Here is a 19874-nt window from a genome sequence, read left to right as displayed (position 1 = left end):
ATTACTTTCCTAGAAGCTTTTTGAACTCTTCAGTCATGATCGGAACGATCTGGAAAAGGTCACCTACGATACCGTAGTCAGCTTTTGTGAAAATAGGAGCATCTGGATCTGTGTTGATCGCTACGATAACTTTTGAAGTTCTCATACCGGCCAAGTGTTGAATCGCACCAGAAACACCGCAAGCGATATAAAGAGAAGGAGCAACAGTTTTACCTGTCTGACCTACTTGCATAGCGTGTGGAGCGAAACCAGAGTCAACAGCGGCACGTGAAGCACCAACAGTTGCACCTAGCACGTCTGCCATTTGCTCAAGAATTTTGAAGTTTTCAGCGTTCTTCATGGCACGGCCACCAGTCACGATGATGTTTGCTTCTGTTAAGTCAGTCTTCGTAGAAGCTGCTTTAACGATTTCTTTGATCATCGCGCGGATCTCACCAGCGTTACCAGCAGCGTCTGCAGCGGCACCAGCACCGGCAGTTGGATTAGCTGTCATGCCAAGAGCGTTTGGACGGATTGATACGAAGTGAGGCTTAGGACCTGTGATTTCAACTTTAGCAAGACACTTACCAGAGAAGAAAGGACGAGTTCCAGCGAATACGCCGCCATCCATTGTGAAGTTAGTAACATCTGAAGCAAGACCAGCATCGAACTTAGAAGCAAGACGAGGAAGGAAGTCTTTACCCATAGATGTAGCACCAGCGAAAACATAGTCATATGATTTTGACTTAATGAAGTCCGCTAGAGCGTTTGTGTAACCTTCTGGAGAATATTTATCCAGGTTAGCACCTTTAATTTTGTGAACGTTTTGAGCGCCAAATTTAGCAAGTTCTGCAACTTGATCAGCACCGATATCACCAATCACTGCAACGTCAGCAGATTGACCAGCAAGTTTTCCAAGAATTTCTAGAGTCACAGGTTTAACGTGACCATCATGAAGTTCAGTGAAGACTAATACGTTTGCCATATATATATCCTTTAAAAATTAAATTACTTTCGCTTCTGTACGAAGAAGACCTACAACCTGAGCAACAACTTCTTTTTGTTTTGCTGCGTCTGTAGCGTCAAACTTCTTACCAGCTGGTTTCTCAGGAGGAAGACGGAATTGTGAGTATTTCACGCGTCTGTCAGCGTCCGAAACTCCAACATCAGCAAGTGATAATTGGGCCATTGGTTTTTTCTTCGCTTTCATGATCCCTGGAAGAGAAGCGTATCTTGGAGTGTTAAGGCCCTTGTTACAAGCAAGCACTACTGGAGCGTTTACTTCGTAAACTTCTAGAGCACCACCCTCAACTTCGCGCTTAACTTTTACAGTTGTACCGTTAAGTTCGAAACCAACGATAACTGATACTGATGGAAGACCCATCATCTCAGCAAGAATTTGTGGAACTTGAAGAGCATCATCATCAATTGCTTGTTTACCAGCAAGGATGATGTCTGGTTTCTTACCAGTTTTTTCGATGGCACCTTTAAGGGCCTTTGCGATTGAGTGAGAATCTAGGCTGTCGTTGGCCTCAACAAGAGTCGCATCGTCTGCACCCATTGCCATCGCCGTACGAAGAGCTTCTGTATCTTTTACTGAACCAACGCGAACAACAGTTACGTTAGCAGCAGGATTAGATTGCTTGATCAAGAGAGCTTGCTCTACAGCAAATTCATCATAAGGGTTCATGATCCACTTAATAGAAGCTGTTTCAATGAAACTACCATCACCAGTTGGAGTGATTTTTGTTTCTGTGTCTGGAACTTGCTTCACGCACACAAAAATATTCATAGTATCTCCTTTCTAGAACTAGAAATTATTTTAAAAGTTCACGGGCCATCACGAGACGTTGAATCTGAGAGGTCCCTTCGTAAATCTGAATGAGCTTCGCGTCTCTCATGAGTTTCTCAACTGGATACTCTTTCGAATAGCCGTAGCCACCATAAATTTGTACCGCGTCTGTCGTAATTTGCATACAAGAGTCGGAGGCAAATGCTTTGGCGTAAGAGGCGATTTCCGTATTTTTCATTCCCTGATCACAGAGCCATGCTGCCTTGTGAACGAGGAGTCTAGCGGCCTCAACTTTCATTCCCATCTCAGCAATCATGAACTGAATGGCCTGATGCTTTGCGATTGGAACTCCAAATTGTGTTCTCTCTTTTGAGTATTGGATCGAGAGATCGAGAGCACGTTGCGCTCCTCCCAGTGCCGATGAAGCAACCAGAGGGCGTGAGTGATCAAGCGTGTTCATGGCAATGGTCCAGCCTTCACCTGGGTTACCCAGCATGTCTTCTTTTGGGACCTTTACGTTGTTAAAACGCACACCACGAGTATCAGATGAGCGGTGACCCATCTTGTCTTCTTTCTTACCAATCTCAATGCCCGGTGATTTCGGATTCACCACCAGTGCAGAGATGCCTTTATGTTTTAAATTGGGATCAATCGTTCCGTACACGACGAAGAGATCGGCATGTCCGGCATTGGTGATCCACATTTTCTCACCATTTAAAATCCAGTGATCGCCGCCATCTTTAATCGTTGTTTTAATACCAGCGGCATCTGAGCCATTGCCTGGTTCAGTCAAACAGAATGAGGCGATCTTAAACTCTTGCGTGAAGGGAGTGAGAAACTTTTTCTTTTGAGCGTCACTTCCACCAATCACAATCGGTAGAAGAGCGAGATCATTGGCCATGAAGGAAGTGTTCATTCCCATACAACCGTAGGCAAGGGCCTCTGAGATAACGACTCCGTCAACGGAAGTAAATCCAGAACCACCGTACTCTGCCGGTATACAAGTGTTTACTAGACCAAGTTCCCAGGCTTTCTTGAAAATGTCAGCTGGAAACTTGCCCTGTTCATCATATTCTTGGGCGTGCGGAATCATTTCATTGCGGGCGAATTTCAGAGCGAGTTCTCGAATTTCTCGCTGCTCAGGCGTCAGTGAAAAGTCCATAATCTAATCCTTGATTAAAAACTTAGATGGGAGAGGCATCTACATTGAATGACTTAGGAATTGTAAAACATTTTTCAATTGTTTGAAAGAACGGCAATTCCTGAAGAGGTTTAACCACAAAACTTCTCTCGTTCCAACGAGGATGAGGAATGGTTAACGCAGGTTCATTTATGGTATCAAGTCCCCAAAAAATAATATCTAAGTCGATTGTGCGAGGACCTTTCGGAATATTTCGATTTCTACCTAACGATTTTTCTATATTTAATAATTCCTGCATGACTTGGTGCGGGCTTAACGCAGGGATGCGAAACTCCAGAACCTGATTAAAAAAATCGGGCTGATTTTCATAATCAACGGCTTTTGAAACATAAACCCGACTGGCAGCGATGAGGGAAAATTTTTGAGCAAGAACTTGCTTGGCCTCTTCAAGATGATGAAGAGAATCACCAATGTTTGAACCGGTAGCAATGATGAGTGACATCAGCGCTTCTTCTTGGAATTACCCATTGGTTTGGTTTCGTTAATTGGTTGCTGAAGATTAATGTCGGGGTAATTATCCATCAATGACGGAAGTCTTTCATCACGAGGAGAGGTCGGATCACCTTTAACTCCACAACCAGCAAGAACCATGAGAAGAAGCAGAAGATTAAAATTCAATGGCAAATCCCACGTTGATAATGTCGGAGCCAAGGTCTGCTTTAATGAACCATCCAGGGACTAAACGGCGAAGTGCTGTTACACCAAAAACCGGCCCGGATTTTTTGAGTTTATTAATGGCGTCTAGTTCTTCTGCATCAGCATTTGGTGCTCCACTTTTACCTGCGTCCGGACTTGAAACAGTGTAAGTGTGGTAACCAATATACGGCATGAAGAAAGTATAAAGAGGACCTTTGAAATTATATTTCAAACGAGCGGTCATGTGATTTACCAGAGTCTGAACTCCACCAGCAGGAAAGTCATCAATCATGGCACGACCATAGAGACCTTCAATGTAGTAGTTGTCTGAAAATTGATAGGCCCAAGAAAGACCGAACTCGTTGGCGCGCACTTTGCCGCCTTTGGATTCTACTTCGGATGCCTCAAGAAAAGCTCCCGTTAAGGCCACGAGGTTATCTGGTTTAATGTGACGATTTTTATTATCGTCGAAAACACCAATTTCATCATCAACGACGACATCACCAGTATAAAGATCATCTTCTGATTTAATTTTGGCAGTAGCGCTCTCATCCACTTTTTCCACTGGCTTTTTGCCAAACATGGAATCATCACCTTTGATGATTTGAACTTCCTGGTCACGATGAAGACGTCCCCATTGAGTGAGGGAATAGATTTTTAAAATCTTGATTCCGACTTGTCCTTGGTGAGTCTTGGCCACGACAGCGCGAGCAGCTAGATTATTATTGAGGGCGAGAGAGACAAAATCTCCTGGGCCCAATTGCTGATTGTTATTTGTTAAAATGAAAATTTTCTTGGAGCTTGAAATAATTTTTATTGTCTCAGTGAAAGTATTTTCGCTGGAATCAGCAGGCAACGAAAGATTTGCATCTTCCACGAGGGATTGTGCGAACACAGATCCGCTCATAACCAAGAGTAAATAAACAAAAATCACACTGAAATACTTCATTCAGCTTTTTATTCTAGGTAATTAACGCAGCTTTGTGAACGCATGATAAAAAATTATAAATTGATTAATTGAGTCAAGATTTCTTACAAGATTCATATTAACCTTTTACTCTATGCATATTCAGGAGAACTTCATGTCAGAGATGGCCTATCATCGCCTTAGCAGCGCTGCTAATCCTATGTTCGTTGTGGTGGCGGGAAATATTGGTAGCGGTAAAACCACTCTTACAAAAAAACTTTCTGAACGTTTGGGTTGGAAACCACACTTTGAATCAGTTCAAGATAATCCTTACCTGGCCGATTTCTATGCAGACATGTCTCGTTGGTCGTTTCCACTTCAGGTGTATTTTTTAAATCACCGTTTTAATACTCACCGTGAGATTGAGGCCCTTCCAGCTAGTTCGGTTCAAGATCGTTCCATCTATGAAGATGCTAACATTTTTGCGCGCGCTCTTTATGAGCAAGGGAAGTTGGATGAGCGTGACTACAATAACTACCGCACGCTTTACGATTCGATGATTCAGTTTTTGAGTCCACCAACTCTGATGATTTTTCTTCGTCGTTCGGTTCCTAAGCTTCAAGAGCGTATTAAGCAACGTGGCCGTGACTACGAACAAGCAATTCCAGTAGAATACCTTACCAGTCTGAACAAATATTATGATGATTGGTACAACAGCTATAACCTGGGTAAATCCTTGATTGTAGATACTGATGAATTAGACTTCCTCGAGAATGAAGAACACTTCAATCGATTGGTTAAACGTATCTGGGATTCAATTGACCAGAAAGATATGTTTTTCTATTTCTAAGGACTTAGTTAGCAATTTTTTCCACCTGCCGTAGGAATTCCAGATATAATACACTTTATCTGTGTGTCATTAATCGAGGAGTGATTATGAAGTCTACGGCATGGTTGGTGTTACTAAGTTTGAGCTTAGTAGCTTGTTCCGGTTCTAAATCAGCACAAAAAGTTACAGAAGAAACCCCACAGATCGAACTATCTGATGCAGATGAGTTCATTGAAAATCCAACTGATGATCAGGCAACTGCTGAGGCCACAGATACATCTCTAGCGGACGAAGCAACAGACGCAGACGCCGCAGCTGCTGATATGGCCGCCGCAGATTCTGCTGAGCCAGATATGGCCGGTGTAACGGAAGAGCCAATTGTTACTGACTCTGCTGTTGTTGAAGAAGCAACTCCAGATCTATCGACTGCAGATGCTGGTACAGCAACTCCAGTTGTTTCAATGTCTGATTCAGGCTCAATGAAACAATACACAGTACAAAAGAACGAAACTCTTATGATGATCGCTTTCAAACTTTACGGCGATTACAGTCGTTGGAAAGACCTTGCTTCTTCTAATGCAGAAGCTCTTAAAGGTTCAACGGCCCTAAGAGAAGGTATGACTCTTAACTATATGGCGCCAGCTGAAGAATTCGTATGGAACCCACAGGGCCTTCCTTACTTGATCCGCACTGGTGATACACTTGGTGGCATTTCACAAACTGTTTATACAACTGCTAAGAAATGGAAACTTATCTGGGACAACAATCGTCCTCTTATCAAAGACCCAAATAAGATTTATTCTGGCTTCACAATTTATTATTTAGAAAACGGTCGTGAAGTCGCTTCAGGTATTTAATCTCCACTATTCAAATCACACTCATAGACCCTCGCTGAAAGCGGGGGTTTATTATTTTATCCTGTTTCTTCTTCTCGCTTCTTGCAGCACTTTTAGAATTCCTGTCAAAGGTTCTAAAGGCGGCTCGATTGTAAAGAACGTCTATAGTGAGATGTCTGAGAAGGACTATAAGGACCACCTGGCCTCATTAAAGGCCCCGTTCCTTGCGACCCCGGGGATTAAGACCTTGCCTCAGGGGCACGCTACTAAAAAATATTTGGACGTTTTGGTGGGTGAAATCATCGCCAACAACGAGATCTTTTTTAAGGAACTAAAAACCGCCAATGTGACTATTCTTGATTCTGAGTCACCACTGCATTTTTCTCTGCCAAAGGGAGAACTATTTCTTTCCCGTGGTCTTATTTCAAAATATATTAAACACGAAAGCATGTTAGTGAGTATTCTCTCGTTCGAGTTGGTCCGTAGTGAGAGACTGATTTATCCAAAGCTGACCATTATCCCAGTGGGATATATTCCGCTTGAACGCATGCTGGCCCTTAATAGACTTGAGCTGGAAGAGAAGATGGAAGTTCATAAATGGGCCCATTATCTTACAGTCAGAAGTGGTTACGATGGAGAGTATTATCTCTCGTGGCTTCAGACCCAAAACCGAAATACCGCAGACTTTATTCTCCAAGTGGGAGACGCCAATTTAATCAACCGTGAAGAGGCCCTTTTTAAGGCCTTTCTGATTAAAAACTCATTGGATGACGATGACGTGTTGGCGAAGAAAACATCATCAAAACAATTTTATACTTTCATTAATAGTATTAGAGACGGAGTTCTATGAAACCGGAACAAGCAGAACGCTTTTTTATTGAAGAGCTTTTTAACAAGACCCAAGACAAAGACATTCTCAAAAATGAGAAGTTGGAAGAAATTGATAAGCTGACCGGGGACGCTTCGACTCGTCGTTATTACCGCATTTTTACCGACAAAAAGAGCTACGTTGTTTGTCTTGATAACCCGTTTGAAGGGGAAATGGAGAAGCATCCGTTTCTTTCTGTTCAGCAGTTTCTAGGTACGAATAAAGTTCGTGTTCCAGAGATCTTGGATCACAACTTATCTCGTGGATATTCGCTTCAAGAAGACCTTGGGAACGTGACTCTTCTGACTCACTTAAGCGACATGACTTCCACCGAGAAAGAGTACACCGTTTATAAAACAATTGTTGACCAGCTTCTGGAGCTTCACCGAATTCCGGTTTCTACAGTTAAGAATCCAAATCTTTTTCAGTTAAAATTTGATTATCAGAAGTATATGGATGAAACACGTTTCACCTTTAAATACTTTTTGAATTTTTTCAACAAGATCGAAGATGAGAACCTCATTCAAGATTTGGAAAAACTCTTTGATCCTATCATGAAGAGACTTGCAGCTCAGAAGATGGTGATTACTCATCGTGATTTTCACTCGCGGAACATCATGGTGAAGGACAACAATTACGTCTTTATTGATTTCCAGGACGCTCGTTGGGGAATTCCTCAATACGATCTAGTGTCACTTTTGGAAGACTGCTATTACGACTTAAAACAATCAAATCGTGAGGCGCTTAAGCGTTACTACTATGACAATCTGGATCCTGCGATCCATGGTCAGAAGAGTTATGAAGAGTTTCTGGCGTTATATGATGACATGACCATTCAGCGTGTGTTCAAGGCAGTCGGAAGCTTTTGTTATATCTACAACTGGCGTAAAGACGATCGTTACTTGAAGTACATTGGCTTTGCCATGGAAAAAATTCGTCGTGTAATGATGGATAATCCTCGTTACGCTGATCTCAAACAAAAACTATACCAACACTATTATGCGAATTGATCATTGTTTAATCCTCGCCGCAGGATTCGGCACTCGTATGGGTGCCATTGGCCAAAAACTTCCAAAAGTTCTGTGGCCGGTATTTGAAAAGAGTCTCTTAGAACTTCAAGTGGCCTATGCGCGAAGCCTAGGGATCGAGAAGATCTACATTAACCTTCATTACATGGGTGAAGAGATTGAAGCATTCTGTAAGGGCAAAAGCGCTTTCGAAGGTGTGACTTTCTTGTGGGAGAAGCCAGAGATTCTAGACATTGGCGGGGCCATCCACAATCTGGCTTCGAAAGTAAATTATCGTGGAAAACTCCTGGTTTTAAATGCGGATCAGTTTTTCTATCTGTCGAAAGACCACCTTTTTAAAATCTTAGAACCATATCAGAAGCACGCGGGCGTGCTGTTTAGTTATTGGGTGAATTCTTCACTGGGGTACAATGCCCTTGAGATTGATGCCAATCGTTTGGTGAAGAAGATCGTGAAGAACAAAGACCTCGCGCCTAATAGTCGCGTGGAAACTTATACTGGTATTTCTTATATTGATCTGGCCCAATTAACAAAGACTCCTGGTGTGAGCCCTTTCTTTGAATCCGTCTGTCCTTTCGAAAAGAAAGACATTCCGGCGATCCTCTTAGATGGCGTGGATTACTGGGACTTCGGAACTGTTAAGCGCTATTGGGAAACAAGTTTCAATATTCTTCAAACTTACCGAGTGAAATCGACTCATCCGTTTCTTCGTTTCTTAGTTCAAGAAAGAGCGTTGAAGACCTGGAAGATTGATCTTCAACAAATTTCCTATCACGCCAAATCGGCCAATGTGATTAATCTAAATGCAGACGCTGAAGCGCGAGACCTAGGTCCTAGTATCATTCTAGCTGGTCAAAATGTGACGAAGAAAAATGCGCCGATGGTTTGGTGGAATGACTTAAACGAAGAGGTCAAGTAGCCTTAGTTTCTTTGATACAGTCCACTGGACAAATCTCAATGCAAAGGCCACAAAGAGTACAGCTCCAAGGATCAATGTAGTACTCCTGGCCATTGGTCACAACGGCATTCTCCGGACAAATTAATCGGCAATTGTCACATGAGATGCAAATTGAGGAGATTTCCAGGGAGATTTCATTCATAATGCTATTATAGGGCAAATCTCAGATGGAACAATTGAAAGTCAAAAAGAAAGATATCCTCATAGTAAATGTCGTGGCATACCTCGGTTTGGCCTTCTTTTTCCTCTATCTCCAGCATGCTTACCGCCATCATATCTCGCCATTCTCTTTGGTATATTTGAGAAAAGGTCTGGAGTTGTTTTGGTATGTGGCCTTGACCTTGGGTGCTTCGGCCATTCTGATTTGGAAACATCATCGCTATTCCATTCTGGTATATGCGGCCTCGGTCTTCTTGGTGGGGTTTAAGGTCCTGGAAGGGCTTTTCATTGAGTTCAATAAGATCATTGTCATTGCTCTGTTCTTTTACACCGTCATTTCGTACTTCCTTTATCAACTTCTCAAATACTACCTGGGACTTGCCAGTATCAACGCCAACTACAGCCATAACGATTTATTTGATCCTCTCTTAAAGAAGATCCCATGCAAGGTCAGTTGGGAAGACAATACTGTTGAGGGCAGCCTCTGCAACTGGGACTTTGAGGGTTGTTTTATTAAGCTCGATGAAACTAAAAATCTTCCATCAAAGATCACTCTCGAAGTGACTTTTCAGGACCGACAGTTCGTTCAGGAAGGGGAAGTAGTTGCCGAGACTCCGGATTTATCAGGCGTTGGGATAAGATTTGAGAGAAAAGCAAAAGAATTAAATGTCTTCAACTGGACCGAGTTCGTTGATTTAGTGCAAGAGCTTGGGTTCCAACCAGAAAGGTTAAGATAATGAAATGGATCATTCCCGTTCTTCTTATTCTCGTTTCATGTAATCAAGATAATCTAAGCCCAGAATCGGCGCTGAAATCATATATGGATGGACGCATGGGTACTATTGTTACTCGTGACTACATCCTCGAACGTGTGACTGGTAAGATGAGGGCCACTTTTGAAACCATGTCAGAGGAAGAATTTAATAAATCTGCTGACATGAGAAATATCAAGAAAGACAGCTTCAAGATTCTTTCAAAGTCATGCCAAGAGAAGAAGTGCTTCCTTACGTACTCTGTGGCCTATCAGACCAAGACCGAAGAAAAGACAGCTTTTACTACTGAAGTGAAGAAAATCGCTGAAGTAGTGTCAGAGGGTGGAAAATGGTTGATCTCCGACGTCAGCAATATCAAAACTTATCACGAAGCTTTAGAGCCAATTAACCCATTGGAATAAAGAATTTCTTAAAAAGTTCCGAGAAGGGTCGTGGAGAATACCATGACCGAATCAGACTTCCTAACATTTCTGGTTGATGAAACATTGAAGCTTCAAAAAAGCGGCGAAGTTGAATTGTCGAGCCTGGAATTGAAACTCACAGATTATGGTTTGAGTTATCTCAAGGGCGAGTTTCTTCCCCAATCTCAGGTCCTGCGTTTTCAATCTCCCTTTGGCCTGTTGGATATTCCCATAAATTGGTCTGTTTTTTCTTTGGAAAGTACTTCAGGTAAAGACGTGATTCTTTCAAGTGATAATGATCCTGATATGCTTCTTGCAGTTCTTAAAACTGCTTGGAATTCAGAGCATGAGCGCATGCTGATTATTCACGCCGATGGATTTTGTTATATAGTTGGTTTAAAGGCCGGTGAAGAACTGCATCTTCATGACCTACAAAATCCACAAGAGTGGCTGAAGGCCGCTTAAAGCATTGATTAACTCTTCTTTTCTCTCATAAGACAAACTTAAGTTCCGACAAGCCGTCTGTGTGGAGGACGGCATGAAGTTTTTATTCTGTTTTCTTTTTCTGACTTCATTTGCATTCGCAGAATGTGTTTCTAAAAATCACATCTTTCTCATTCATGGAATTGGTGGTGGCAAAGGCACTTTTGGTTCTTTGGAGAAAATTCTCAATGCTCAAAATGAATGTTATCAAGCGCGCTCGTTTGAATACGATACAGGCAGTGAACGGACGCCTAAAGAATTCGCTCTCGATTTTCATAAATATCTTTCTTCTTTTCCGATTGCTCCTCAAGATAAGATTTCTCTTGTGATGCATTCGCAGGGTGGTCTGGTGGGAACACTGTGGCTAAATCATCTCCTGAGTGAAAAAAAGGAAATTGTAAAACAAGTGGACGCCTTCATCACTTTATCCACACCTTTCTGGGGAGCGAATACTGCGCATGTGGGGAAAGTTCTTTTTTATTCTCTTCCAGAGAAAGTTGAAACCAATCCTGTTTCTCCCTTCGGCCGGAATGAACTTAATGAAATGAGTTTTGGGAGTGCCACCATCCATGAGATGTCTCAAAGTCTTGAGAGCATTTTCGCCAGCATTCCGAATTTAAGACCGCTGGCCGTGGCAGGAATGAGAAGAAAGCCAGGTCCGAAGCTTGGTGAAGATGATCTCATCGTACCTACCTATTCGATGCGACCGAATCGTATTTATTTAAAGGACGATGTTCAGCTCTATAATCGCATCGCTCGCAGTCCTGCTGCCTTTATTCAAACCAATGAGGTTCCTTTTGTGATGGTGCCGGCCGATCACATTCGCCTGACTCAAGCAGGTGTCGCTTATATTCCGGAGAAGTGTGAAAAGGACCTGGAGTGCGGTCATCCTTCGCTTAAATTCATCCTGGACCAAATTAAAGGAGCACAAGTCGGGAAGGGCAGTGACTATGATCTCGCTCGCTTTCGTTTCACCATGTTTGTGACTAATCCGGATAATTTGGACTACGAAAACAAGGATCTTACTATCGAGGTGAGCGGCCTTGATAAGAAAACCAAAGTTCCTTTGATGGAACGATTCACACCTAAACTTGGTAACGCTAAATTGAAAGAAGGATTGGCCTTTACGTTTAGAGGCTCAACCAAAGAATTAGGGACGACTTCGCTTGAGATCACTTTGAAGTATAAGAACCGCGCGATTAAGACCTATACAGCACCTATTGAAGCAGGTCGGGCCACATTCTTAGATGTGGCCCTGAAATAAGATTCTTGATTTACCAACCTTCGACCGGATCAAAGCGATCTTCTGGCTTTTTTTCCGCGCAGAATTCTGGGTCAATACTGTCACCATAAGGTACTTTCTTCATGTCTGCTTTAAAGCAAAGGGTCTCACCTGTTGCACTTTTGGACTTCACTGTGCCGTAATCGCATTCAAAATCTAATAATTTCTCGCCTCTTGATCCGTCATACCTTAATGAGTAGCAACCAACACTACCATCACCTACTGGCATTGCTCGAGGTCTCACATCCTTAATTTCACAGTGGATTTCTGTAATAACTTTTCCCTTGCTTCTTTCTAAAATTTTAATTCTTTGTAAACCTGAGTAAAGAACATGCACACCTCTTTCATCGATGAACTTTGTCTTAACTTTCGGTTTTTCTGTGAAACTATCAGCTCCATAGATTTTGCAGACTTCTCGTGCATCCCATATGCTGTTAGTATCATTGTAGTATACTAAATTTAATTTCTGGCCTGCGAACTTGTATTCGGGATTTCGAATAATCATGAGATTGTTTTCTGGATAGCATTCTACATTTGCTGAAATTAGTGGGTCAGATGAGTGACAAATTTTTTCATTGGCATCGCTTGTGAGATCCTCATCGCATACCTGGGCAACTGAAGTAAGGGACATGGTAAGAAGAAGCGCTGGAAAAAGAATATTTGCTTTCATGAATCCTCCTGTTTGTGATGATTATGAAGGTGCAAGGCCCATGCCAAAAAAACGAAGGAAGATTCAAGGTAATAGATGATGGCTTGGCGACGGCCTAAACAGTCACTCTTGATATGTATAATTTTATGACAGCCATGAATTAAGAAAGAGTTCAGGTGAACTTTACATTCCATCCTAAAAATAAAAGCCTCCATTCGGAGGCTTTTTCGTGTGTGTATGTGTGTGCAGGGAAAATTAAAGAGCTACGTAGTACTGCTTTAACATAGCAGCATCAACTTCTAGGTTTGGAGAGTTACAGATCACGTAACCGCGGCAATCCATGTCCTTAAGTGCTTTCATAAGGTCTTTCCAGTTGAACTTAGATTTCTCAAGGTTCAAGTGCTTTAAGTCACCTTTTGAGTTAGAGCTGATACCAGAAATATGGATGTGCATCTCTTCAAGGGCTTTTGGACCTAGTTCATTTTTAAGCGTCTCAAGAGTCTCGCAGAAACCTTTGTAGTCATTCACTGAACCTGTACGAGCGTAAAGGTGAGAGAAGTCCATACAAGGCTTACAGCTTGTTACTGACTTAGAAAGAGAGATCAACTCTTCTAGTGAACCGAACTGAGAAGTCTTACCAGTAAGTTCTGGGCGAAGTTCAATTTCGATATCAAGACGAGAAAGTCTTTCTTCGATTACGTTAAGAGATTTTTCTACTAGATCGAATACATCATACGGAGAATCTTTCATGTAGAAAGCAGCGTGGAACGTCATTGATTCAGCACCACAAAGATCAGAGATCTTCGCAGTCTGGATGATTCTTTCAACAGAAGAATCGATCTTGTCTTGTTCACGAGCGTTTAGGTTAATGTAGTAAGGACCGTGAGAAGTCAGAGGAATTCCCAGCTCGTAAGAAACTTTACGAAGTGCTGAAGAAACTTCTTCTTTCATACGCACGCCGTGAGCGAACTCAAGTTGCATACAATCGAGACCAAGCTCGTGAATGCGTTTAACCCCTTCCACCGGGTTATTTTTCTTAGCTGTGCTGTTTGGAACACCAGCAGTACCAAATAATAAACGGTCAAAAGCCATGGAAACTCCTTACGGATGACTCAAAAACTAAAATATATTACTAATCCAACTATCTTTTCTTTTCATGCAGCTCTGACATCCCTGACCCATTTGAAACTGATCTTGTAAAAGATCGAGATCAACATGGTCAGTACAAACGTCACGTATGTCTTTCACGCTGACACAGAAGCATTCACAAATAAGAGTATCGTCATCAAGCTTTTCAACGGGCCGAGGCACTAGCTCATCCACGTTCTCTATGAGACGAAGAAATTCCTTATCCATTTTTGACTCTGTTTGCTGTCCCGCAAAAACCTACATCTTTCATTCTTGAACGAGCTGCGGATTTATAGCGTGGACCCGGGTCAAAGTCCATGAGAAAGCCTTAAGGGTGTAATAAAGTAATGCAAATAAGAATTATGAGGTGGTAAAATAGCCTTAACTTATTAATAACTCAGGTTTTATTGCCTATGCGTGCGGCCCTTATTTTATACCTTTCTTTAGCCATTCTAGGGGCCTTCCTCTGGATAACCTTTAGTGGCGCGTCATTTTTCTTTGGCGCTCTATTCTTGTTATTTTTCTTAGTCGTTTCAGTGGGTTATCCGGACACTGTGATTCTCTTCCTTTTGGGTGCTCGTGAGGTTCGCTCGAGTGATGAGAGAGAATTTTTCGAAGCTGCGTCGCAGGAGGCCTATAAATTGGCCGTTCCGATGGCCCGTTTGTACTTCTACAACGGCACTCTCGAGAGAGCTTTCATTCTTCAAAATAGAAAAACAGTGAGTATCGTTCTAAGTAAGTCATTGCTTGAAAAATGTTCTTCCGCTGAACTTCAAGGGATCTGTTTTGAATTGTTTCTACAGGTGAAAAAGGGCATGGCCTCGAAGAGAACTCGTTCAATGTTCTTTTTGGGTTTTATTACCTGGATGATTCATTCATTTGTTGGATTGATCCTGGCGTTGGTTCCGTTAAAAGAAGTCAAGCAGGCAATGGATTGGCTCCTTAATTATTTACTTCATCCTTGGCTCGAATTCATGTTCAAATTGATGATGGGTGGAGGTTATTTCAAAAAGCTTGAAACACTCTTGAATGATTTTCCGAAGGAAAAAGAGATGCTCGATCGAGTGGGACTTAAACTCATTAAACCACTTTCGTACTATTCACTTCCTTCTCGAAAACTTTTAGTGCTCTCTTCAGTCAGTAAGAGCCGCCATTTTCAGAGTATCCTTGCACTGGAATTTCTTCCCCATGAATGGGACTATTTATTCGAGAGCGAGGAGCTAGTCAGTGTTAAATAGACTTAAGTCTGTTGAGTTCAGTAAGTTCGCGCCACTTCTGGTGACGCTCGCTTTTATCTTGATTCTCATTCAGTATTCTTTTCATCCTCTGGAGTCGATCTTTTTTGATTTCTGGGAGAAGACCGATTTCCCTGCAAAAAGTTTTAAGTCATCTATCGTGCTTGTATCACTGGACGAAGAAAGTGATCAGTTTTTAGGTGAAACTTATCCCTATACATACGCTTCTCACACTCGACTCATGAGTCGCTTGATGGAAGATCAACCAGGACTTATTAACTATTACGTTTCTCTTCGTGAACCGGACTCAGACGTCGAGGCCCGCTACCAGACGGAGTTTCACGAGAACATTAAGTCATATTCGCCTTCAAACGATAAATTTAAATTCGGAACTGAGATTGATAATCTAGGGGAACTCATTCCGCCAGAGGCCCTGCGGGACGTTGGCTATTATCTGGGCCAGCTTTATAAAGATCAGCTGGTGTTTTCAAAAGATGAAGTTGTTCGTCGGGCGATCTTAAATATTTCGGGCGAAGATTCTATTCATCTTTGGACCGCAAAACGTTACCGTGAGCTGAATAACATGCCCGTAATAGATGCCACTGCTTACAAGGGCGCTTATTACAATTCAGAGGCGGACGCCAATTTCGCGCTCTTCAAGTATTCAGGAAATCCGACTTCAAGTCGAATACCGATAATTCCTTTCCATCGAGTGGTGGTGGGAAATTTTCCAAAAGGTTTTTTTAAGGACAAGATTGTTTTAGTGGGTCCTCAGTATCTCTCCAATTCAAGTGACTTTATCCTGACTCCCTTTGAAAAAGAGAACGCTAAAACTCCCAAGCTTGCTGTTCATGCAGATGTGATTGAGGCATTGGTTTCAGAAAAGACCATCTATGATGTGGACGATCTCGTGACTCAAATCGCCTCGATTTTGATTGCGATTTTACTTTCCTATATCATTTCACGTGTTCAGCCAGTGAAAGGATTGATGATCACGATCCTTCTCATTATCGGAATTCTACTGACCAGTTACCTCGCGTTCGTGACCCTTGGTTGGTGGATCAAGCTCTCTCACTTGGTACTTTCAATCTTTGTGGTTTATTACATTTGGGTTCCCTTCCGGGCGATTGAAGAATATCAAACCCGCTATGCCATTCAGGAAGAAACAAAGCTCTTAAAACAAGTTGATAACTTAAAACAAAACTTTATCTCGTTAATGAGTCACGATTTAAAAACACCCGTGGCCAAGATTGCGGGGATCGCGGACATTTTAAAAATTAAATTTAATAATACGCCGGAGCAGATGGAGCTTATTGATAACGTGGTGGCCTCCACTAAGGAACTTAATAACTTCATTAACTCGATCCTTGATCTGACTAAAATTGAGTCTCAGAACCTTACGCTACGTAAAGAATCGAAGGACGTGAACAAGATCATAGAAGGGATCATTGAGAAGCTTGAGTTTGAGGCCAATGCCAAGTCGATGAAAATTGAGTCGGACCTTTCACCCCTATATCCCATCCAAATTGATACAGTACTCATGAACCGAGTGATCTCGAACTTGATTGAGAACGCCATCAAGTACGCCGGACGGGACAAGACCATCTCGGTGAAAACTTGGGACGACCCGGAATGGGTCTATATCGAGATCCGAGACAACGGAGTGGGTGTAGGACCAGATGATTTGGCCCATATTTTTGATAAATTTTATCGGGTGAAGAACGACAGTACCCATGCAATTAAAGGCTCGGGACTTGGCCTTTATCTGGTAAAATATTTTATCGAGTTACATAATGGGGTTATTACTGCCACCTCTCAACTTGGAGAGGGAACATCGTTTATAATTAAGCTTAAGAACGAATAGTTACAGGAGAATATATGCATAAGGTTTTGGTTGTTGATGATGATAAGGTTCTTCAACAGAACGTAAGACAAGCTCTTGAGTATCATCACTTCGTAGTGGACGTTGCCGACAACGGTAAGGAAGCGGTCAATAAGGTCTACGGCCAAAAGTACGATCTCGTTGTGATGGACGTGAATATGCCAGAGATGGACGGTATTCAGGCCCTGACTGAGATCAAAAAACATGATCCATCAGTGATCGTGTTGATCCTGACTGCATATTCGAACGTGACCGACGCTGTAAAAGCAGTGAAGGAAGGCGCTTATAACTATCTGGAAAAACCAATTAGTTCTGAGAACCTTGTGGCCCTCATTAAGCGCGCTCTTAAAGCTCGTTCAATGGTTGAGACGGTAGGATTCTCTTCACCAACTCTTTCAATTGGTGAGACGGCCACTTCGAACGATAAGTTCGTGGGTGAATCGAATGCGATGAAAAAAGTGTTCGATGTTATTTCAAAACTTGCGAAAGTGAACACTCCGGTTCTTATCCGCGGTGAATCTGGTACAGGTAAAGAACTTGTGGCCAAAGCGATTCACTACAACTCGCCAAGAAAAGATGAGAAATTCGTGACCATCAACTGTGGTGCGATCTCTGAAAACCTGATTGAGTCTGAACTTTTCGGTCACGAGAAAGGTGCGTTCACGGGTGCAGATCAACGTAAGATTGGTAAATTTCAATTCGCTGAAGGCGGAACGATCTTCTTGGATGAAATTGGTGATATCTCGGCAGCGATGCAGGTAAAACTTCTTCGTGTGCTTCAGGAAAAGACCTTCATGCCAGTTGGTTCAAACCGCGAGATTAAAGTTGATGTGCGTATCATCGCAGCGTCTCACAAGCCGTTTGAAGAAATGATTAAAGAAGGAACTTTTCGCGAAGACTTGTTCTATCGTTTGAACGTTCTACCGGTTTATCTTCCACCTCTTCGTGACAGAAAAACTGATATCCCACATCTTGTGAATCACTACATTTCTTATTTCAATAACGTTCATAACCTGAAAGTAAAAGGCGCTGAACCAGAGGCAATGGAAGTTCTAAGTAACTATTCGTGGCCAGGTAACATTCGTGAATTAAGAAACATTATTGAGCACTGTTTTATCATGGAATCATCTGACATGATTCACGTGAACTCGCTTCCTTCAATTGTGTTTAAAGACCAGAAGAAGGCCGAGACCAAGGACCAGGTTGCTGAGGACAGCGTTATTGATCTCGAGGACATTCAGAACTCAGTTCTCGATCATGCTGCGACTCCGGCATCTAAGGGTGGGAATGATGTTCACTTCTCTTTCGGTGCGAAATTAGGTGAAGGCGGCAAACTTGATTTTGCTATTGCCAAAGACCTCTTCGAGAGAGAGTTTATTGTCCAGGCGTTAAAGCTTAATAAGGGCCGTATTAATCAAACGGCACTTAATGCAAACATTCCTAAAAAGACACTTCTTAGGAAGATTGAGAAATACGAAATCAATCCGAAGGACTACTACTAAATGGCACGTTTCTGGGCACTATGTTTATTGATGGCGACCTTGATCATTGTTGATCAGCTAACGAAAGGCGCGATTCAGACGAATCTTTTTTACGGTCAATCAATTCCTGTAATTGATGGATTATTTAGCATCGCTTATGTGAAGAACACCGGGGCCGCTTTTGGTTTTGGTGCGGGAGGACCTGAGTGGTTCCGCCAAGTTTTCTTCCTGGCGCTGCCGGTGATTTTCTGTGGATGGATTTTCTATCTCATGATCAAAACCATTAAAGGCGCGTTCTTTATCTCGCTTGCTTACGCTCTCATCATTGCAGGTGCGGTTGGTAATCTGATTGATAGATTCAGTCTTGGTTACGTGGTGGACTTTCTTCTTTTCTATTGGAAAGAAGAGGCCAATCACTTTCCGGCCTTTAACGTTGCCGACAGTTGTATTACTATCGCTGCCGGTCTCCTCATCATTGATTTCTTCCTGCAATTAAAAGCGAAGAAAGCAGGGGAGAGTAATGCTTCCAATTCTGTATCAAAACTCTGATCTCATTCTATACTCCTACCCGCTCCTCATGGGGCTGGGTTGGGGGATAGCTTATCAAATCTTTTTTGCTCTTCTCCCAAAAGATGTTTCCTGGAAAAAAGGCCAGTTTCTGTTCTGGGGGATTTTTTTGTCCGCCTGGATCGGTGCCAAGTTACTTTTTTATTTCACTTATCCAGCAAACGCGCCGGTAGATTTTGTAAAAGAACTTTCTTTCTGGATGGGAGGAGGTTTTGTTTTCTACGGTGGTTTCTTAGGAGGCCTATTCTTTGTTGGACTCTTCAAGGCATTTGATAAGAAATTTAATCTAAATCTTCTCTGGCCCATTTTACCGGCCCTCGCGATTGGACATGGAATAGGTCGTTTGGGATGTTTACTGGCCGGATGCTGTTTCGGTAAACCCACTGATTGGTTTTGGGGAATTTATCTTCATGATCATTATCGCCACCCAACTCAGTTAATTGAGGCCTTGGGTCTACTTGCTATCGGCCTTTATCTTTTAAAATCAAAAGCACCACGCTTTAAATTGATTTCAGTTTATCTCGTTTCCTATGGGATTCTTCGTCTCATCGTTGAGGCCCTAAGAGGGGATGAAGTCCGTGGTTTATGGGGCCCTCTCACACCTTCGCAGTGGATTTCCTTGCTTCTGATTTCTGCCGGAATCTTAATTTTCATTCGAAAAAACAAGCAGTTGAAGCCGTTCAACTAATTTAGTCAAGTTTTCCCTGGTTATGCCGAATAGGTAACAAGATTTAACCGGGAGTTAGACATTGGAGAAGATTGCAAAGCTTGATTCCGTTCAACCACGGTTCTTGCGCTAT

At 42.3% G+C, this 19874-nt stretch carries 24 protein-coding genes; 14 read left to right on the top strand and 10 right to left on the bottom strand.

From position 1 onward, the window contains the following. Window position 1: 1 nt before the first annotated feature. From ACJVC5_RS05045 to ACJVC5_RS05020, 6 genes are read right to left on the bottom strand one after another with little or no spacing between them, the layout of a single operon-like run. The gene (locus tag ACJVC5_RS05045) at window positions 2-964 is read right to left on the bottom strand and encodes an electron transfer flavoprotein subunit alpha/FixB family protein (protein WP_408098283.1); all 963 of its coding nucleotides are present in this window, start codon (window positions 962-964) and stop codon (window positions 2-4) included. 18 nt (window positions 965-982) lie between these two features. Then, entirely contained in the window at window positions 983-1771 is a 789-nt protein-coding gene (locus ACJVC5_RS05040; protein ID WP_408098282.1) for an electron transfer flavoprotein subunit beta/FixA family protein, read from the bottom strand. 25 nt (window positions 1772-1796) lie between these two features. After that, complete coding sequence (locus tag ACJVC5_RS05035) at window positions 1797-2933, bottom strand: acyl-CoA dehydrogenase family protein (protein WP_408098281.1); 1137 nt, start codon at window positions 2931-2933, stop codon at window positions 1797-1799. Between the two features lie 22 nt (window positions 2934-2955). After that, entirely contained in the window at window positions 2956-3414 is a 459-nt protein-coding gene (folK, locus tag ACJVC5_RS05030; RefSeq protein ID WP_408098280.1) for a 2-amino-4-hydroxy-6-hydroxymethyldihydropteridine diphosphokinase, read from the bottom strand. Then, window positions 3414-3590: a lipoprotein gene (locus ACJVC5_RS05025; RefSeq protein WP_408098279.1), complete on the bottom strand. Its 177-nt coding sequence runs from the start codon at window positions 3588-3590 to the stop codon at window positions 3414-3416. The genes folK and ACJVC5_RS05025 overlap by 1 nt, the downstream gene beginning before the upstream one ends. Further along, complete coding sequence (locus ACJVC5_RS05020) at window positions 3580-4557, bottom strand: hypothetical protein (protein WP_408098278.1); 978 nt, start codon at window positions 4555-4557, stop codon at window positions 3580-3582. Before ACJVC5_RS05020 ends, ACJVC5_RS05025 begins: the two co-directional genes overlap by 11 nt. 133 nt (window positions 4558-4690) lie before the next feature. Here ACJVC5_RS05020 and ACJVC5_RS05015 point away from each other — a divergent pair, with 133 nt between their 5' ends. From ACJVC5_RS05015 to ACJVC5_RS04995, 5 genes are all read left to right on the top strand, one after another. Next, the gene (locus ACJVC5_RS05015; RefSeq protein ID WP_408098277.1) at window positions 4691-5365 is read left to right on the top strand and encodes a deoxynucleoside kinase; all 675 of its coding nucleotides are present in this window, start codon (window positions 4691-4693) and stop codon (window positions 5363-5365) included. Window positions 5366-5451: 86 nt separating this feature from the next. Then, window positions 5452-6201, top strand: a complete 750-nt coding sequence (locus ACJVC5_RS05010; protein ID WP_408098276.1) for a LysM peptidoglycan-binding domain-containing protein — start codon at window positions 5452-5454, stop codon at window positions 6199-6201. Then, window positions 6179-7030: a hypothetical protein gene (locus ACJVC5_RS05005; RefSeq protein ID WP_408098275.1), complete on the top strand. Its 852-nt coding sequence runs from the start codon at window positions 6179-6181 to the stop codon at window positions 7028-7030. Before ACJVC5_RS05010 ends, ACJVC5_RS05005 begins: the two co-directional genes overlap by 23 nt. Further along, on the top strand, window positions 7027-8058 hold the full coding sequence (locus ACJVC5_RS05000) for an aminoglycoside phosphotransferase family protein (RefSeq protein ID WP_408098274.1): 1032 nt from the start codon (window positions 7027-7029) through the stop codon (window positions 8056-8058). Before ACJVC5_RS05005 ends, ACJVC5_RS05000 begins: the two co-directional genes overlap by 4 nt. Further along, window positions 8048-8995 (top strand): nucleotidyltransferase family protein, encoded by a 948-nt coding sequence (locus tag ACJVC5_RS04995; protein ID WP_408098273.1) that lies wholly within the window; start codon window positions 8048-8050, stop codon window positions 8993-8995. Before ACJVC5_RS05000 ends, ACJVC5_RS04995 begins: the two co-directional genes overlap by 11 nt. Here the strand turns inward: ACJVC5_RS04995 and ACJVC5_RS04990 are convergent. Further along, complete coding sequence (locus tag ACJVC5_RS04990; protein ID WP_408098272.1) at window positions 8988-9176, bottom strand: 4Fe-4S binding protein; 189 nt, start codon at window positions 9174-9176, stop codon at window positions 8988-8990. The two genes, ACJVC5_RS04995 and ACJVC5_RS04990, sit on opposite strands and share 8 nt — an antisense overlap. A 73-nt stretch (window positions 9177-9249) precedes the next feature. Between ACJVC5_RS04990 and ACJVC5_RS04985 the strand changes: the two genes are divergently transcribed. From ACJVC5_RS04985 to ACJVC5_RS04970, 4 genes are all read left to right on the top strand, one after another. Beyond that, window positions 9250-9930, top strand: a complete 681-nt coding sequence (locus ACJVC5_RS04985; RefSeq protein ID WP_408098271.1) for a hypothetical protein — start codon at window positions 9250-9252, stop codon at window positions 9928-9930. Continuing rightward, on the top strand, window positions 9930-10367 hold the full coding sequence (locus ACJVC5_RS04980; protein ID WP_408098270.1) for a hypothetical protein: 438 nt from the start codon (window positions 9930-9932) through the stop codon (window positions 10365-10367). Before ACJVC5_RS04985 ends, ACJVC5_RS04980 begins: the two co-directional genes overlap by 1 nt. 42 nt (window positions 10368-10409) lie before the next feature. Further along, entirely contained in the window at window positions 10410-10832 is a 423-nt protein-coding gene (locus tag ACJVC5_RS04975) for a hypothetical protein (RefSeq protein ID WP_408098269.1), read from the top strand. Between the two features lie 73 nt (window positions 10833-10905). Continuing rightward, window positions 10906-12114, top strand: coding sequence for a hypothetical protein (locus tag ACJVC5_RS04970; RefSeq protein WP_408098268.1), 1209 nt, complete (start codon window positions 10906-10908; stop codon window positions 12112-12114). A 10-nt stretch (window positions 12115-12124) separates the two neighbouring features. Here the strand turns inward: ACJVC5_RS04970 and ACJVC5_RS04965 are convergent, their stop codons facing one another. From ACJVC5_RS04965 to ACJVC5_RS04955, 3 genes are all read right to left on the bottom strand, one after another. Then, window positions 12125-12802, bottom strand: a complete 678-nt coding sequence (locus ACJVC5_RS04965) for a hypothetical protein (protein WP_408098267.1) — start codon at window positions 12800-12802, stop codon at window positions 12125-12127. Window positions 12803-13036: 234 nt separating this feature from the next. Then, window positions 13037-13873, bottom strand: coding sequence for a TIM barrel protein (locus tag ACJVC5_RS04960; RefSeq protein ID WP_408098266.1), 837 nt, complete (start codon window positions 13871-13873; stop codon window positions 13037-13039). A gap of 27 nt (window positions 13874-13900) precedes the next feature. Continuing rightward, window positions 13901-14137, bottom strand: a complete 237-nt coding sequence (locus ACJVC5_RS04955) for a (2Fe-2S)-binding protein (RefSeq protein WP_408098265.1) — start codon at window positions 14135-14137, stop codon at window positions 13901-13903. Between the two features lie 284 nt (window positions 14138-14421). Here ACJVC5_RS04955 and ACJVC5_RS04950 point away from each other — a divergent pair, with 284 nt between their 5' ends. The 5 genes from ACJVC5_RS04950 to ACJVC5_RS04930 are packed head-to-tail and all read left to right on the top strand — an operon-like array spanning window position 14422 to window position 19762. Then, complete coding sequence (locus ACJVC5_RS04950; protein ID WP_408098264.1) at window positions 14422-15147, top strand: hypothetical protein; 726 nt, start codon at window positions 14422-14424, stop codon at window positions 15145-15147. Further along, window positions 15137-17008, top strand: coding sequence for an ATP-binding protein (locus tag ACJVC5_RS04945; protein ID WP_408098263.1), 1872 nt, complete (start codon window positions 15137-15139; stop codon window positions 17006-17008). The genes ACJVC5_RS04950 and ACJVC5_RS04945 overlap by 11 nt, the downstream gene beginning before the upstream one ends. A 14-nt stretch (window positions 17009-17022) precedes the next feature. After that, complete coding sequence (locus ACJVC5_RS04940) at window positions 17023-18528, top strand: sigma-54-dependent transcriptional regulator (RefSeq protein ID WP_408098262.1); 1506 nt, start codon at window positions 17023-17025, stop codon at window positions 18526-18528. Next, entirely contained in the window at window positions 18529-19056 is a 528-nt protein-coding gene (lspA, locus tag ACJVC5_RS04935) for a signal peptidase II (protein ID WP_408098261.1), read from the top strand. Next, window positions 19028-19762, top strand: a complete 735-nt coding sequence (locus tag ACJVC5_RS04930) for a prolipoprotein diacylglyceryl transferase (RefSeq protein WP_408098260.1) — start codon at window positions 19028-19030, stop codon at window positions 19760-19762. The genes lspA and ACJVC5_RS04930 overlap by 29 nt, the downstream gene beginning before the upstream one ends. Window positions 19763-19874 lie beyond the last annotated feature (112 nt).

Source organism: Peredibacter sp. HCB2-198, from assembly GCF_045999315.1.
Lineage (GTDB): Bacteria > Bdellovibrionota > Bacteriovoracia > Bacteriovoracales > Bacteriovoracaceae > Peredibacter.
Note: the sequence above shows the minus strand (reverse complement) of the source record. Positions and strands in the feature narration are given on the sequence as shown.

Excerpts from the sequence above, each read along its gene's own strand:
- ACJVC5_RS05045 (WP_408098283.1), bottom strand. The coding sequence starts at position 964 with ATGGCAAACGTATTAGTCTTCACTGAACTTCATGATGGTCACGTTAAA.
- ACJVC5_RS05040 (WP_408098282.1), bottom strand. The coding sequence starts at position 1,771 with ATGAATATTTTTGTGTGCGTGAAGCAAGTTCCAGACACAGAAACAAAA.
- ACJVC5_RS05035 (WP_408098281.1), bottom strand. The coding sequence starts at position 2,933 with ATGGACTTTTCACTGACGCCTGAGCAGCGAGAAATTCGAGAACTCGCT.
- folK (WP_408098280.1), bottom strand. The coding sequence starts at position 3,414 with ATGTCACTCATCATTGCTACCGGTTCAAACATTGGTGATTCTCTTCAT.
- ACJVC5_RS05020 (WP_408098278.1), bottom strand. The coding sequence starts at position 4,557 with ATGAAGTATTTCAGTGTGATTTTTGTTTATTTACTCTTGGTTATGAGC.
- ACJVC5_RS05015 (WP_408098277.1), top strand. The coding sequence starts at position 4,691 with ATGTCAGAGATGGCCTATCATCGCCTTAGCAGCGCTGCTAATCCTATG.
- ACJVC5_RS05010 (WP_408098276.1), top strand. The coding sequence starts at position 5,452 with ATGAAGTCTACGGCATGGTTGGTGTTACTAAGTTTGAGCTTAGTAGCT.
- ACJVC5_RS05000 (WP_408098274.1), top strand. The coding sequence starts at position 7,027 with ATGAAACCGGAACAAGCAGAACGCTTTTTTATTGAAGAGCTTTTTAAC.
- ACJVC5_RS04995 (WP_408098273.1), top strand. The coding sequence starts at position 8,048 with ATGCGAATTGATCATTGTTTAATCCTCGCCGCAGGATTCGGCACTCGT.
- ACJVC5_RS04990 (WP_408098272.1), bottom strand. The coding sequence starts at position 9,176 with ATGAATGAAATCTCCCTGGAAATCTCCTCAATTTGCATCTCATGTGAC.
- ACJVC5_RS04980 (WP_408098270.1), top strand. The coding sequence starts at position 9,930 with ATGAAATGGATCATTCCCGTTCTTCTTATTCTCGTTTCATGTAATCAA.
- ACJVC5_RS04975 (WP_408098269.1), top strand. The coding sequence starts at position 10,410 with ATGACCGAATCAGACTTCCTAACATTTCTGGTTGATGAAACATTGAAG.
- ACJVC5_RS04970 (WP_408098268.1), top strand. The coding sequence starts at position 10,906 with ATGAAGTTTTTATTCTGTTTTCTTTTTCTGACTTCATTTGCATTCGCA.
- ACJVC5_RS04965 (WP_408098267.1), bottom strand. The coding sequence starts at position 12,802 with ATGAAAGCAAATATTCTTTTTCCAGCGCTTCTTCTTACCATGTCCCTT.
- ACJVC5_RS04960 (WP_408098266.1), bottom strand. The coding sequence starts at position 13,873 with ATGGCTTTTGACCGTTTATTATTTGGTACTGCTGGTGTTCCAAACAGC.
- ACJVC5_RS04955 (WP_408098265.1), bottom strand. The coding sequence starts at position 14,137 with ATGGATAAGGAATTTCTTCGTCTCATAGAGAACGTGGATGAGCTAGTG.
- ACJVC5_RS04940 (WP_408098262.1), top strand. The coding sequence starts at position 17,023 with ATGCATAAGGTTTTGGTTGTTGATGATGATAAGGTTCTTCAACAGAAC.
- lspA (WP_408098261.1), top strand. The coding sequence starts at position 18,529 with ATGGCACGTTTCTGGGCACTATGTTTATTGATGGCGACCTTGATCATT.
- ACJVC5_RS04930 (WP_408098260.1), top strand. The coding sequence starts at position 19,028 with ATGCTTCCAATTCTGTATCAAAACTCTGATCTCATTCTATACTCCTAC.